Here is a 14,532-nt window from a genome sequence, read left to right on the forward strand (position 1 = left end):
TGTCTGGTTAAGCAACAATAATAAGGATAGTACGCATGGCAAAGATGACCGAATCCGATATTGAAGTGATGGTAATTGAGCAATTACAAGGGTTGGGCTACGAGTATGTTTATGGCCCTGATATCGAACCCAGCGGTATTAACCCATTGCGTAGCTATCAACAGGTTATTCTTGAAGGAAAAGTGCGTGCTGCGCTGAAACGTCTGAATCCACACCTCAATGAGCAGAAACGTGATGACGCTTTGAAACAGGTGATGCAAATCAGCTCTCCTGATCTGATGGCAAACAATTTGGCTTTTCATCGACTGTTAACCGAAGGGATCAATATTGAAGTCAGTAAAGAGGGTAACACTCGGGGTGAGCTTGTCTGGCTGATTGACTTTAACGATCCAACCAATAATGAATTTCTGGCCGTTAACCAGATCACCATCCGGGAAGACCGCCATAACCGCCGTCCGGATATGATTATTTACATTAACGGTTTGCCGTTAATCGTGATTGAACTCAAAAATGCCACAGACGAGAACGCCACTGTTTTGGGTGCATATAACCAGATTAAAACCTATCAGAACCAGATTCCCAGCCTGTTTACTTACAACGCGTTTAATGTAATCTCTGATGGGCTTGAAGCCAAAGCCGGAACCGTTTCTGCAGATTTCAGCCGCTATATGACGTGGAAAACCTCAAACGGTAGAACGCAGGCAACCAGTACCCAGCCACAGCTTGAAGTATTGATAAAGGGTTTACTCAACCCCGTGACCTTACTGGATATGATCCGCCACTTCGTTGTGTTTGAATCCAGTAAACATGAAGATGCCAAAGGGATTATCAGTATCCGAACGGTTAAAAAAATGGCGGCTTATCACCAGTATTACGCTGTTAATGCAGCAGTACTTTCGACTATTCGCGCCTCGGCAGTGAATGCGGATTCTCCATCAGCAGAAGTTGCTCTGCGACAGCAAGGACGCAGCAGCCAGAATCTGGTCAATGCACAAAAAACAGGGGATCGTAAAGCGGGTGTGGTCTGGCATACGCAGGGTTCCGGTAAATCTCTTTCAATGGTGTTTTATACCGGCAAAATTGTGCTGGCGCTGGATAATCCAACAGTCGTAGTGATCACTGACCGTAATGATCTGGATGACCAATTATTTGGCACGTTTTCTTCTGCCACACAGCTTTTACGCCAGACACCTAAGCAGGCTGAAAACCGCGAAGAACTCAAAGAATATTTAAAGGTTGCTTCTGGCGGCGTTGTGTTTACAACGATTCAAAAATTCCAGCCGGATGATGGCAGCAATATTTATGAGTTACTGTCAGACCGTACTAATATTGTGGTAATTGCTGATGAGGCGCACCGTTCCCAGTATGGTTTCAGCGCCAAAGAAGTAGATGTGAAAGACAGTGAAGGTAACGTAACAGGTAAACGTACCGTTTATGGTTTTGCCAAATACATGCGCGATGCTCTGCCTAATGCGACCTACCTTGGTTTTACAGGAACACCTATAGAAAAAACAGACGTGAACACCCCGGCTGTTTTTGGTAACTACGTTGACATTTATGACATCTCTCAGGCCGTAGAAGATGGTGCAACCGTGCGTATCTTCTATGAAAGCCGTCTGGCAAAAATTGCCATCAGTGAGGAAGGCCGCCAGCTAATAGAAGAATTTGATGATGAGTTTAACGAGGATGAGCTGGCGCTTACTCAGAAAGAACGTTCTAAATGGGCCAGAATCGAAGGGCTTATCGGCAGTTCAAAACGCATCAAAGCGATTGCGGCGGATATGGTTCAACACTTTGAATTGCGGTTAAAGTCCAATGCGGATCATGGCAAGGGTATGATAGTAACAATGTCCCGCCGTATTGCCGCCGAACTATATAAGGAAATCATCGCCCTCAAACCTGAATGGCACAGTAATGATTTAAATGACGGCGTGATTAAAGTCGTTATGACTTCATCCGCTTCAGATGGGCCAGAAATTGCCAAACACCACACCACTAAAAAAGAACGCCAGGTTCTGGCTAACAGAATGAAGGATGACGACGACAAGCTGAAATTGGTGATTGTGCGTGATATGTGGCTGACCGGTTTTGATGCGCCAAGCATGCATACGCTTTATATTGATAAGCCAATGAAGGGTCATAACCTGATGCAGGCCATTGCGCGTGTCAACCGGGTTTATAAGGATAAGATTGGTGGCTTAGTTGTTGACTATCTGGGTATTGCCTCAGATTTAAAAGAAGCCTTATCATTCTATTCTGATGCAGGAGGACGGGGAGATCCTGCTGAGGTTCAGGAAGAAGCTGTCACGCTGATGCAGGAAAAACTGGAAATCCTTGAAGGTATGATGCATGGCTATGATTACAAAGCCTACTTTACGGCGACGACCTCACAGCGCCTGACGATTATTCTTGAATCAGAAAACCATATTCTGGGGCTGGAAAACGGTAAAGGCAAAATGCGTTTTCTGGCTGCGGTTGCTGCATTGTCACAGGCCTTTGCATTGGCTACACCACATGATAAAGCGATGGAAGCTGCTCCGGAAGTTGCTTTCTTTCAGGCAATCAAAGCTCGTTTAAACAAATTTACTGAAGGTACAGGCAGTACGGATGGCTCAGAAGATGAACATAATGACAGTCTGGAAGTCCGTGTCAAACAGACCATTGATCAGGCATTGGTCACGGATGAGGTGGTGGATATTTTTGACGCTGCGGGAATCCAGAAGCCTGATATTTCTGTTCTGTCCGAAGAGTTCCTGATGGAGATGAAGGATTACCAGCATAGAAATATTGCCCTTGAAACACTTAAAAAACTACTGTCTGATGAAATCAGGGTTCGTTCTAACCAAAGTATCACACAAGGCAGAAAGCTCATGGATATGCTGACTTCGGCAATCAATGGCTATCAGAACAAAGTATTGACCGCTGCTGAAGTTATTGATGAACTGATCAAACTTGCCAAAAACATTCAGGAATCGGACAGCCTTGCGAGCCAGCTCAATCTCAATACTTACGAATATGCCTTCTATTCTGCTGTCGCAGATAATGACAGCGCACGTGAATTAATGGAAAAGGAAAAACTACGTGAACTGGCAGTCGTTTTGACAGAAGCTATTCGTAATAATGTCAGCCTGGACTGGACCGTTAAAGAAGCTGCCCGGGCAAAAATACGCGTTGTTGTAAAGCGCCTGCTCAAAAAATATGGCTACCCGCCAGATATGTCTTTGCTTGCCACGGAGACTGTTTTAAAGCAGGCTGAGTTGTTAGCGGGAGAGTTGGGTCAATGATTTGCAGCCAAGCAGTGGTCATTATGATGTCTGCACTCACTTCTCGCTGGCTATCAAATTTGTTTGTGCATCATAACAGAACGTTATTAGATTAGGTAACGACTAATCCACATAATGCCTGCTTGCTTTTTAAGTAATAGGTTTTAAAATCTGCGGATAAAAAATACGAACAGAGCAATTCTGCATTTTTTATCACTAATCCTAAATCCCCTGCTAACACCCACCAGTAAAGGGATTTCGAAATCTGCACGACCAATTTTGCATTTATTCTGATTTTGTTTTACCTCTGAGGTCTACTACGTACGTTCGTAATTTATTTTTCAAGAGGTCTATAAAATGAAAAAAGAACGTACGTACGGTGTATCAAACCAGCTAATTTTTCCACAGCGGTTTCATCAACTCAGAACCGACCAAAAGGACGATGCCATCTCCTATTTGGCTTATCTGGAAACCGTTATCCAGCAAGCCGTGCTGGAAAATTGGGATACCCGGTGCAGGAGTGGCGGGATCATAAGCGAAGCCGGTTATTTATTCAGGTTAATTGAATTAGCCAGAAAGAAAAAGTTCAGATTCACCCTACCAAATCAAAAGCCACAAAATTCATCCAGAGGAGCATCTTTACAGCCACCAGTAGCACCAAGCAAGGATCAGCCATACATACCAGCATCCCCGGAAACCAGGAATAGGCACATCAGGACAATCTATTCCATACTTGGTAAAAAACCACCGGCAGAACGCTACAAAGAAGAAAACAAATCCTGATGGGATGGGTTTTCTACCATCTGAATCACATTATTCAATGTGACAAGTAAAAACGCTGCCAGTAACGACAGCGTTTTTATCTTTATACAGCCATTGAATCAAATTTTTTCTTTTTTTGGATAACGTGAAGGCCAGATGTGCTGTGGCGTGGTCTCTAAAGCACGGGCAATAATCTGCTCTCCTTTAGGCCAATGGCGGTAAAGTGCATTGGCAAGTGTGGCCGAAGCCAACCCTGAGCTTCTGGATAACGCTGCCAATGATGTATCCCGTTTCTTCAATGCGGCAATGATGTCTGCCCTGTGCCAGTCATCTCTGTTCATTATTATTCTCCTTTTTCAGATCCCAAAATAGTATCCCATTTTGGGATAACAAAGTAAATGAGAGATATTCGATTTTAGGATTTCTTACAGAGGAAAAAGAGATGAGTTCAATCTACTCACAAGAATACCAGCGTGTCATCAAAACACTCAGAGATGCAAGAATTGAACAAGGTATCACTCAAGAAAAGCTGGCTCAGGCATTTGGTCGTCCTCAATCATTCATTGCCAAAGTGGAAAATGGGGAAAGAAGACTGGATGTTGTTGAGTTCGTGCACATGGCACGTTTACTTTCACTTGATCCGGCTCGGATATTGAGTCAAATCAAGGTCAAGCGTTACAAGTTTTAAACACAGAAAAGCGCTGTCCGCATGACAGCGCTTTTCTTTTTACCATGAAACAGAATTAACTTTCTTTGGTCTGTTTTTCCAGTCCTTCGGCTTTCCACACATCGAGCCTATCAGCCCAGTCCTGCATCATCTGTCTTCTTTGTTCCACATACAGCGCATGGTTGTATGTGCCGCTCACCGCGTCTTTGTCGGAATGCGATAGCTGTGCTTCTATCCAGGCCTTTTTGTATTTGTCCATTTCATTGAGTGCCGTTGAGAGGGTGGCCCGGATACCGTGGCCGGTCAGCCGGTTCTTGAAGCCCATGCGATGTAATGCCTGGTTTAAGGTGTTCTCACTGATGGTCTGCCGAGGTTCACTGCGGTGCCTGAACAGGTAATTTTGCCACGGGTATTTGAGTTGAAACAACTCCCTGAGGACTTCTACCGCCTGTCTGGATAACGGGACAATGTACGGCGGTATCTCTTCACTTTCTGAACGAGCGTGTTTCTTAAGTTGCTTGACGCTTTCCGCAGGTACGCGCCATAGGGCATTATCCAAGTCAAACTCGTCCTGCTCGGCATAGCGCAGCTCTCCGGTGCGTACACCGGTTAAAAGAAGCAGGCGCAGCCCTAAAACCGTTTGCCGCTCTCCTTGATACTGGTGTAACGCTGCCAGCAGTTCGGGGATTTCATGCATTCTCAGGAACGGATTGTATTGTGTCGGTCTTTGGGGCAAGGCTACAATGTCCATTTCTGAGGCCGGATTCATGTCAATGATGCCTTCCGCCACCGCATGGCGAAAGATTTCATTAAGCCAGCCCCTGACTTTCTCGGCAATGGATAATGAGCCTCTGGCTTCTATGCGGCGCTGCACGGCCAGTACATCGGCGCGGGTGATGCGCTCTAGGGGCAAATTGCCTAACTCCGGCAGGATATCTTTACGCAAATAACGCTCAATCTGTACCCGTGTGCCCTGCCGGTTTTTGGGGTCATGGGTGCCGAGTTTAAAGAATTTAAATGCTTTCCAGACTTCGGCAAATTCTCTGAAAGTAATCAGCCCCTGAGTGTTATCGCCATGGGAAATAGCCTCCCTTTTGCGTGAATAACGCGGGTCAATGCCAACGGCTATCTGTTCGTGGGCTTCATCTCTGAGGTTGCGGGCCTGCTTGAGTGTCAAAGCGGGGTAACGCCCTAAAGAGATACGCTGCTGTTTTCCCTGCCATGAAAAACGGAAATGCCACTGCTTATTGCCATTACCGGCAACATACAGCGCAAGGCCGTTCAGGTCATTGATAAGATAGGGCTTGTTTTTGGGTCTGGCCTGTTTGACCACAGTATCGGTTAACGCCATAGTTTTTCACCTCTTTAAATCTGGTTAACTAAAAATGTTTAAACGAGATTAGAGGTGCAATCGCTTGCACTAAGACCAAGAAAGCCGATTACGGCGTTGTACTACCCTAATACAAAAGTTGTACTAGTTTTTGTACTAAAAATTCGTGGCTGACCATGAATGTCCATGGATATCAGGAAGCGATACTGGAAAAATGTGTCTTTATTTTCAAAGACTTATGAACGTCTAAAGACGATCTTGGAAGATGTTTTGGAGCGGGAAACGAGGCTCGAACTCGCGACCTCAACCTTGGCAAGGTTGCGCTCTACCAACTGAGCTATTCCCGCAAAGAAGAATGCTATTATGCGTAATCTTTGCTAACTATGCAAGTGCTATTTTCAAATTCCCCCAAACAGCTCTTGGAATTGGCGTTCCATTTCAACAGAAATCGTAAGTACGCGCTAATGCTATTCAAATTTCGTCCAGGTTGAAAAGAGGCTTTATCAGTATATTTGCGCCTTTGTTATCCTACTGTGCCGCCTGGGGCGTTAACCATATAATGCAATTTATATGGCATCTCCCAAAGATATTTTCCTCAACGGCTGTGTTGAAATTGACAACGCTTTGTCCGCACATGGCTATAAGTCGCTGCAAAAAGGGCAAATGCTTAAAAAGCCCTTGTCTGCCGACAAAGATATCACTGGTGAAATTCATTTTCAGTCCAGCCACCTGAATTCTGCCGGGCATATCATCGTCTGACCACATATCAGCATTTGCTCCAAACAGTTGAAAAAATGGCATCAGGAGCAAACCAGCAACCCGAATGCCACAGGTGTGGTTTACAGCAATCAATTGGGCTTTTTCACGCCTCGCAAACAATGGACTGACTGGAACCTTGCCGGTGTCAGTTATGCACAAAGTGTTTCAGATATAGCGCAGGCGGTACATAATTATGCGCTGCCTGTTTTTGAGTTGTTTGCAGATAAAACACAAGCCATTGAGTTTTTACAGACCAATGGCACACAGTTTCACCCATGGCTGGAAAAGTCGCTGCAACCCATGGCTTTTATGTTGTTTTTTGCACCCACAAGTGCGGCACAGGGTTTCTTTAATGATTTCGTCTCTCACTGCGCGTATCAAAACCGCATCCGGCAACTTTATCAAAACCTGGCACAGGCTCGGCATATTGACTTGAATTATTCTGAATTTATCGGTGCTGCTGCCATCAAGCTGGCTTACGTTCACGGGTTAACTGTCGGCAAAGCTGCATGAAAGCTTAAGGAATGCTGACCGCAGGCATGCCCCTCATTATCTGCCCTGCCCGCCGCTGCAAATATCCTGAGCCCTGGTTGTTTTGGTAATAGCGCGGTCGTGGCAACATGGCCGCGAGCCGCGCTGCCTGCACTGCGCTCAGGTTGTCCGCATTGTGTTTGTAATACGTTTGCGCAGCGGCCTGTGCACCGTAAATGCCATTGCCCCATTCGGCATGGTTTAAATACAGTTCCAGCAAGCGCTCTTTAGTCAGCAAGGTTTCCAGCGCCAGGGTAATGAACAGTTCCTGCCCTTTGCGTACATAGGTCTGCTCGGTAGACAAAAACAGGTTCTTTGCCAGTTGCTGGGTAATGGTGGAGCCGCCGCGTATGGTGCCGCCACGCGATCCTGCGTCTCGGGCAGATTGCACACGCTGGTTATGCTGCCATGCCTTCCAGACGGCTTCCCACTCCACGCCAAAGTGTTCTTCAAACCGGCTGTCTTCCGAGGCGACTACCGCCCGCTTGAGGTTTTCTGATATGTTGTCGTAGCTGCGCCATTCGCGGTGCCATTGTTTCAGCTCGCCTGCAAGCAGCAGCCGCACAATAGCCGTGCGCTCAAACGCGGTAGAGCGTATCGGCAGCACATTGCCAGCGGCAATGCGCAGCACAAAAAACAGCTCCAGCGCAAATGCTGAAAGTAACAGCAGGCAGATAAAACGTTTAATGTAAGCCACAGGTATTTCGGGTTTTCTGGTTTGCTTATTTTAGAGCCATCGCATGCAAATTCGCACACTTTGTCGCATTCTCTGATGGGAGGTTTGTTGAAATGTCAGATTTGGTCAATAATAGGTCCCCTGCTCCAGTTCTTCAACCAGTTTCTATACGACATGCCCTCTGCCAATTCTCCGCTCAAAGCCATGGGGCCTGCCGAATGGGCCATGCTGATCACGCTTTCGCTGCTATGGGGCAGTTCGTATTTTTTTACCAGTGTCATTGTCAAACAGATTCCCCCGCTGACTTTTGTCACGCTGCGTGTCGGGCTGGCCAGTATCGCACTGCTACTGCTGCTGCGCACCCTTGGCCTGAAAATGCCGCACAGTCCCAGAATATGGGGGGCATTCCTGGTCATGGGGTTGCTCAATAATCTGGTCCCGTTCAGTCTGATTGCCTGGGGGCAAACGCAGCTTGCCGGCGGACTGGCGGCTATTCTTAATGCGACCTCGCCCCTGTTTACTGTGGTCTTTGCCCACTGGCTGACCAGCGACGAAAAGATCACCCCGAATAAACTCGTGGGCGTTGTCATCGGTTTCCTCGGTGTTGCGGTGATGATCGGGCCGGACGCATTCTCGTCGCTTGGCAGCGCCAGGCTGCTGCCGCAGGTTGCCTTGCTGGGCGCTGCAGTCTGCTACGCATTGGCCGGTATTTATGGACGCCGCTTTAAATCGCTTGGCATTCCGCCCATGGTCACCGCCACGGCACAGGTCACCACAGCCGCACTCACGCTGCTGCCATTCGCACTGCTGATTGAGCACCCGTGGACGCTGCCGATGCCCAGCCTGCATGTCTGTGCAGCCATTGCAGCCAGCGCTATTTTTTCCACTGCGCTGGCCTATGTGCTGTTTTTCCGCATTCTCTCCAGCGCCGGGGCCACCAATGTGATTCTGGTTACTTTTCTGGTTCCGGTCAGCGCCATCATTCTGGGTGCGCTTATTTTGAACGAGCGCTTATATCCAAGGCACTTTATCGGCATGGCGATGATCGGCCTGGGCCTGCTCGCCATCAACATCCGGGGCTTCTTACTGCGCAGGAAATAAGGTTTGGATGCCTCTGAGCCGGAATGCAAATTAACGCACCGGCTTTTTTGCAGAAACTCAGGCTGGCATGGTATGCTTGTGGGCAGTCTTAAATTTCAGGCCTATCCCAGCACAGGAGCATAAAATATGCATTCACTCTCTTTTCGCATCAGCCGGTGGACTCAGGCTTTTTTCCTGTTTCTGTTTTTAAGCACTGCAACCACCCTGTTTGCCCCAGCCAATGCGCAAACCGTTTATCACGAAGAAGAAGTCACTTTCAGCACAGAAAACGGCCTTGTACTGGACAGCAACGGCCAGCCTGTCAACGGCGTGGTACAGACATTCCATGATAATGGCATGCTCCAGCAGGAAACGCCTTATGTCAACGGCAAAATTGAAGGGGTCGAAAAAGCATACAACCTCAGTGGCGAACTGCGCCGGGAAACCATCTACGTTAACGGGCTGAAAGAAGACGTTGAAAAAATATACTGTGGCAACGCCGTTCTGAACTGCGAAAACACCTATGAGCATGGTCAAAGAGTCGGTGTGTCCAAAGGTTATTATGAAAGCGGCCAATTACGCTACGAAATACCTTACGTCAACGGCATGGCAGAAGGCATCTCCAAAGGCTACTACGAAGACGGCAGCCTGCGCTATGAAACGCCGTATGTCAATGACGAAATACACGGCACCGACAAGGGGTTTCATGAAGATGGCAGCCTGCATTATGAAAGAACGTTTGACCACGGCAAAATTGACGGCCCTGACAGGTCTTACTATGCCGACGGCACATTGCAAATGGAAACCCCTTACGTCAATGGCGAACGTGACGGCATTGAAAAATGGTATTACCCGGACGGTTCGCTACAGTCTGAACGCTCCTGGACCAACGGCAATCTCAACGGCCCGTCAAAATCGTTTTATAACAATGGCGCGCTGTGGTATGAAGTGACTATGGTGGATGGTCAACGCCAGGGCGTTGAAAAAGCCTATTATTCAAACGGCACGCTTAAAAGCGAAACGCCATGGCGCGACAACCAGATTGATGGCATGATGAGAAACTACCATCCCAACGGCAACCTGGCACGTGAGGTGCTGTTTGTGCATAACCAGCGCCAGGGTGTCGAAAAAACCTATTACAGAAACGGTGCGCTTAAACGCGAAATCACATTCGTTGACAACAAGCTGGAAGGCCCTGACAAATGGTACTACGAAAGCGGCGCACTGAAGCAGGAAAGCCACTACACCGCAAGCCAGCGTAACGGCATTTCCAGAACCTACGATGAAAACGGCAAACTGCTCAGCGAAATCATGTACGCAGACGGCCAGAAGGTTGCCCACTGAATGCCCTCACCACAAACGCCCTGGTCTGTCGCGTCATACCGCATAAGATCAAGGCGTTTTACATGCACACCAAAATGCTTTATCGTGCGGCAAGCACGGCTCTGTGAGCACGCTGTAGTATGCTCACTCATGATGGAATATTGGTAGGCCGTGCGGGACTCGAACCCGCAACCTCACGGTTATAAGCCATGCGCTCTCACCCATTGAGCTAACGGCCCTGACACAGATATCCATTGCGGAAATCATTCAAGGCTTCATACACCTGTAATCAAAGATGTATTCGTTGGCTCAAACGCATATCAATAATAGCAACCGTAATTTAAAGTGTGGTCAATATGTATACCGCGCCGCATCATGCATGTGCCATACACATTTTGAATAATAGATCCGGATTGTAATGCTTTCGAAAAATAAGTGTCAATGAAATTTGATCAACTTCATTTTCTACTGACAGTCCCACGACACCAGCGCCCAGACCCAGTGCGAACACGTTTGCTGCAAGTTGGCATCTGAACCTCCGCCATCTTGCGCCGGATAAGTGGTGCAACGATTGCCTTTCTGGTCAAGATAATCCACCCGTGGCAAATACCCCATCTGCGCCAGCAGGTTCACCGCATAAATGTAGTCCGGGAAAGCAACCGCTGTTTCTTTTGCTTTCGCAGGGATTGCACGCGGCTCCACCATCAGCGTCATATATGCCCGCAGCCTGGCCTTGCTGTTGATTTTATGAAGGGCATCTGCCATGTCGTCCACCATGGTGGAACGCGATGCCACCACCACATCACACACCGGCACATCACACCACGCCTGCGGCCCGTACTCGTGCCACGAGTGCTGCAACACATGCACATTGGATAGCCCCAGTGCCTGTGCGCGGCATTTCACCACATGCAGCATGCCGGGGCTGTAATCCAGCGCGTACACAGCCTTTAGCTGCCTTGCCAGCGCCAGGCCAATTGCACCACCACCGCAGCCAATATCCAGCAGCGAATGGGCGCCCTGCAAATCCATGTGTGCAATGAATGCCTGTACATACGGGTTGGCAGAGTCATCTTCAGTGAGCGAGAGTTTTTGCGAACGCTCATCCCATGCGCTTGGCGGTTTGCTCTTGCGGCTTGATTGCTCTGCATGGGCACGGTAGAGCGAGGCAAAATCAATATCGTCAATGGTAGGCATCAATCTATCTTTCTGTTTGTCCATCAAACACGTTCAGCACCGATGATACGCGTGCACCGGTTCACGCCGGTTTATTATCCGGCACCGGCTTTCCGGCAGTGTCTCCCGGCTGGCAGGCTCAGGTACTGAAGGTCAAACGCAGTATCTTGTTACAATTTTATGCGTAATACACTCACCAACACCAGCACAAACACTTTGCCGCACAGGATCTGACATGAACGCCATCAACATCATCACTCCCTACAAATACGAAGGCATGTGGGTATTTGACGATGCGCGTGCAGGCCTGTCAAAAGAGCCGTTTGTCAGCGGGGCGGATACCATGATCGACCGCGTTGTCGCCGACATTCCCGATGCCGACCAGGGTTTTGTGATGCTGTTTTCTCAAACGCCATTTCCCGGATACGCATTCAGGCTGCAATGGCGCCGGGTTGATTGCGGCGGTAACTGGTACCACAGCCAGGAGCTTGATATGGAAGGCTGGCTGTGCCCGGCACTGTTTCGCTATTTTGAACAGGCCCCTGAAGATATTTTTGTGCAGATTAAAGCCAAAACCGCCTGAAATATTTCACGGCCTGCCCGGTGGCCAATTCATACGAACAGCATCCCTGCCCCTAGCAAGGTTGCCGGCGGGCTGAATACCGCTGCACCCCATTCAGGACAACAATATACAGCGGTGTATTTCTTGTTGAACTGTTATGCCGTTTGCATCAGGAAAATACGGTAATAAGCTACGTCCTCACTGAAAGGGGTATGTATGAACTGGTATCTTCAAGCATTAAAAAAATATGCGGTTTTTGACGGGCGTGCCTGCCGTTCAGAATACTGGTGGTTTGTCCTGCTCAATATTGTATTTGCAACCGTGCTGCTTTTTGTTTCTTTGCTGTTTGGCGCAGGCTCTATGGAAATCAACCACGCATCTACACCTTACCCAGCTGTATTTGTATGGGCCAACGCGCCGGTCCTGGGTATTTTTTACCTGGCTATTCTGCTGCCAAGCATTGCCGTGCTGATCCGGCGATTGCATGACATTTCGCGCAGTGGCTGGTGGATACTGCTGATTATTCTTCCGGTGATCGGCGGCTTTGTGCTGTTGATTTTTACCCTGTTGCCCAGCACCCCCGGCACTAACGAATACGGCCCAGAGCCAAGCCATACTGCCAGCCCATCTTCGGCCTGACCGAAAACACCCAAACGACATGTGCCAAAATAAACACAGCGGCCCTGGAGCCGCTGTTTTGCTACACCATGCCAATGTTCATTCAGCCTGCGGATCACTGGCCTCGCCGCGCAAGGATCCGTCTGCATCCCAGTGCTGCCACTGCCCTACCCGCTCGTCATGCAGGTAATCGCCCTTGCTGCCAAGCTGTCCGTTGCCATGCCAACTGCTCCACTCGCCGCTGCGCAGGCCATCCAGATAGTGCCCGGTGCCGCTGAGCTGCCCGTCCTCACGCCACCATGACCACAGACCAATCTGGCGGCCCAGCCGGTAAGTGCCCTGCAACCGTTTTTGCCCGTTTTCCCACCACAGCGCATAGGCACCATCAGGCACACCGTTGATAAAACGGATAGCGACCTGCTGGTTGCCATTGGCATGCCAGCGGGTATAACTGCCGGTCATGCGTAACGGTTCATCGCCCTCATAGTGGTACAGGCCGTGCAGGTCATCCATCCCCCGGATCACATCAGCCGCTTCCATCAACAGGTACGGGTCGGTCAGCTTGGCGTCATTGCTGCGGTAAAAATCCTGTACTTCAAAAAAACCTTTTTCCGTTACCCCGAGAAAACGGCGGTAATACGCTTTGCTGCCGGCAACAATGTCGCCGCTGACAAACGGTACCTGCTCGCCCTGGCTTTTTTGAGTGGCACCGGGGCCGGCCGGCATCACCAGGCGCAGTGGCACTGTGCTGCCCTGGGCATTCCAGCGCTGCCAGTACCCGGTGCGAATGCCTTTATCGTAACCGCCGCGCTCATAAAGCTGCCCATTGCGCCACCAGCGCTGCCATGGCCCTGCTTTGCGCCCGTCAAAATACTCACCCTGTTCGTACATCTGCCCATTGTCGTACCACAGTGTCCATTGCCCCTGGCGCTGTCCATTGACAAATGTACCCTGCGCCTGCAACTGGCCGTTTTCCCACCACCATTGCCACTGGCCTTCTGCCGCGCTGGTACTTTCCGGAGCACTCTGCTCATACAGCCCCTGCACGGCCATCTGCCCGCTTGGCCACCACTGCGTCCACGGGCCTGCCTGCTGGCCATTCTGGTATGTCACCTCGCGTATTTTTTCACCCCCCTCTGACCACCAGGTCCAGGTGCCATCGGCTGTGCACACGGCTGAAGCAGTTGATGCTGCTGCACGGTGCCTACCCTGCAACATCTTTTGTCCATTGGGATACCATGCGGTATAAAGCCCGACAATCGCCAGCCCCTGATCACAGCGCGGCAATTCCGCTGCCATTGGGGTATCGGCATCCACCAGGCCACGCGTAACGTCATCCAGACTGCTCAGCACAAACGGGTCGGTATACTTGTCGCCGCTTTGCTTATAGAACTCCTGCACCAGATAGCCATCGGTGCCATCGGCTACGCTCACCCCTAAAAACTTGCGCTCATACAAATCATTGCCGATAACCACCTGCCCCACCTGGTACGGCAACGCCCTCATGCCGGCATCGCGCAAAGCGGAAGCATCACCCGACTCCTGTGTTGAGCAGGCACTCAGTGCCCCTGCGGTAATACCGGCCAGTGCAATCAAAAGTGCACCGGCAGGAATAGAAATGCTTCTGGCCCACCGGGTAGTTTTTTCTGTAAAAGATCGTCCTTTTTGAGGATTCATCACTTCATCATCTCCGCTGTTGTGTTGAACTGAAGATGGCTGCATACCTGACATACTGTGCAACCCAGTTTCATTAACTGACATTAAACCACATCACCGCCAGACAAG

At 49.4% G+C, this 14,532-nt stretch carries 14 protein-coding genes and 2 tRNA genes; 9 read left to right on the plus strand and 7 right to left on the minus strand.

The annotated features are described in order from the left end of the window. Positions 1 to 35: 35 nt before the first annotated feature. Both CUZ56_RS11415 and CUZ56_RS11420 read left to right on the plus strand, forming a co-directional pair. A complete protein-coding gene (locus CUZ56_RS11415) occupies positions 36 to 3,284 on the plus strand; it encodes a type I restriction endonuclease subunit R (protein ID WP_126980532.1) in 3,249 nt (1,082 codons plus the stop codon). 336 nt (positions 3,285 to 3,620) lie between these two features. Beyond that, complete coding sequence (locus CUZ56_RS11420; RefSeq protein WP_126980533.1) at positions 3,621 to 4,046, plus strand: hypothetical protein; 426 nt, start codon at positions 3,621 to 3,623, stop codon at positions 4,044 to 4,046. Positions 4,047 to 4,144: 98 nt separating this feature from the next. On the opposite strand, the gene CUZ56_RS11425 is transcribed toward CUZ56_RS11420, so the two are convergent. Then, positions 4,145 to 4,366 (minus strand): helix-turn-helix domain-containing protein, encoded by a 222-nt coding sequence (locus CUZ56_RS11425; protein WP_126980534.1) that lies wholly within the window; start codon positions 4,364 to 4,366, stop codon positions 4,145 to 4,147. A gap of 101 nt (positions 4,367 to 4,467) precedes the next feature. Here CUZ56_RS11425 and CUZ56_RS11430 point away from each other — a divergent pair, with 101 nt between their 5' ends. Continuing rightward, positions 4,468 to 4,713, plus strand: coding sequence for a helix-turn-helix domain-containing protein (locus tag CUZ56_RS11430; protein ID WP_126980535.1), 246 nt, complete (start codon positions 4,468 to 4,470; stop codon positions 4,711 to 4,713). A 55-nt stretch (positions 4,714 to 4,768) separates the two neighbouring features. On the opposite strand, the gene CUZ56_RS11435 is transcribed toward CUZ56_RS11430, so the two are convergent. Both CUZ56_RS11435 and CUZ56_RS11440 read right to left on the minus strand, forming a co-directional pair. Further along, positions 4,769 to 6,043, minus strand: coding sequence for a tyrosine-type recombinase/integrase (locus CUZ56_RS11435; protein WP_126980536.1), 1,275 nt, complete (start codon positions 6,041 to 6,043; stop codon positions 4,769 to 4,771). 250 nt (positions 6,044 to 6,293) lie between these two features. Beyond that, positions 6,294 to 6,369 (minus strand) — tRNA-Gly (locus CUZ56_RS11440). A gap of 223 nt (positions 6,370 to 6,592) precedes the next feature. Between CUZ56_RS11440 and CUZ56_RS11445 the strand changes: the two genes are divergently transcribed. Both CUZ56_RS11445 and CUZ56_RS11450 read left to right on the plus strand, forming a co-directional pair. Beyond that, complete coding sequence (locus tag CUZ56_RS11445) at positions 6,593 to 6,781, plus strand: hypothetical protein (protein ID WP_126980537.1); 189 nt, start codon at positions 6,593 to 6,595, stop codon at positions 6,779 to 6,781. Between the two features lie 27 nt (positions 6,782 to 6,808). Next, positions 6,809 to 7,294 carry a hypothetical protein gene (locus CUZ56_RS11450; protein WP_126980538.1) on the plus strand — a complete coding sequence of 162 codons (486 nt, stop codon included), beginning with the start codon at positions 6,809 to 6,811 and terminating at the stop codon, positions 7,292 to 7,294. Positions 7,295 to 7,298: 4 nt separating this feature from the next. Here the strand turns inward: CUZ56_RS11450 and mtgA are convergent, their stop codons facing one another. Further along, positions 7,299 to 8,009, minus strand: a complete 711-nt coding sequence (mtgA, locus tag CUZ56_RS11455) for a monofunctional biosynthetic peptidoglycan transglycosylase (RefSeq protein WP_126980539.1) — start codon at positions 8,007 to 8,009, stop codon at positions 7,299 to 7,301. 153 nt (positions 8,010 to 8,162) lie between these two features. Between mtgA and CUZ56_RS11460 the strand changes: the two genes are divergently transcribed. After that, positions 8,163 to 9,089, plus strand: a complete 927-nt coding sequence (locus CUZ56_RS11460; protein WP_204250891.1) for a DMT family transporter — start codon at positions 8,163 to 8,165, stop codon at positions 9,087 to 9,089. A 126-nt stretch (positions 9,090 to 9,215) separates the two neighbouring features. After that, positions 9,216 to 10,412 (plus strand): toxin-antitoxin system YwqK family antitoxin, encoded by a 1,197-nt coding sequence (locus CUZ56_RS11465; RefSeq protein WP_126980540.1) that lies wholly within the window; start codon positions 9,216 to 9,218, stop codon positions 10,410 to 10,412. A gap of 141 nt (positions 10,413 to 10,553) precedes the next feature. Here the strand turns inward: CUZ56_RS11465 and CUZ56_RS11470 are convergent. Continuing rightward, a tRNA-Ile gene (locus tag CUZ56_RS11470) sits at positions 10,554 to 10,630 on the minus strand. Between the two features lie 226 nt (positions 10,631 to 10,856). Then, positions 10,857 to 11,588 (minus strand): class I SAM-dependent methyltransferase, encoded by a 732-nt coding sequence (locus tag CUZ56_RS11475; RefSeq protein WP_162615331.1) that lies wholly within the window; start codon positions 11,586 to 11,588, stop codon positions 10,857 to 10,859. A 214-nt stretch (positions 11,589 to 11,802) separates the two neighbouring features. Between CUZ56_RS11475 and CUZ56_RS11480 the strand changes: the two genes are divergently transcribed. Next, entirely contained in the window at positions 11,803 to 12,150 is a 348-nt protein-coding gene (locus CUZ56_RS11480) for a DUF6717 family protein (protein WP_126980542.1), read from the plus strand. Positions 12,151 to 12,345: 195 nt separating this feature from the next. Next, on the plus strand, positions 12,346 to 12,768 hold the full coding sequence (locus CUZ56_RS11485; protein ID WP_126980543.1) for a DUF805 domain-containing protein: 423 nt from the start codon (positions 12,346 to 12,348) through the stop codon (positions 12,766 to 12,768). 78 nt (positions 12,769 to 12,846) lie between these two features. Here the strand turns inward: CUZ56_RS11485 and CUZ56_RS11490 are convergent, their stop codons facing one another. Then, positions 12,847 to 14,469, minus strand: coding sequence for a toxin-antitoxin system YwqK family antitoxin (locus tag CUZ56_RS11490; RefSeq protein WP_162615332.1), 1,623 nt, complete (start codon positions 14,467 to 14,469; stop codon positions 12,847 to 12,849). Positions 14,470 to 14,532 lie beyond the last annotated feature (63 nt).

It is taken from the genome of Saezia sanguinis (assembly GCF_003991585.1).
Taxonomy (GTDB): domain Bacteria; phylum Pseudomonadota; class Gammaproteobacteria; order Burkholderiales; family Burkholderiaceae_C; genus Saezia; species Saezia sanguinis.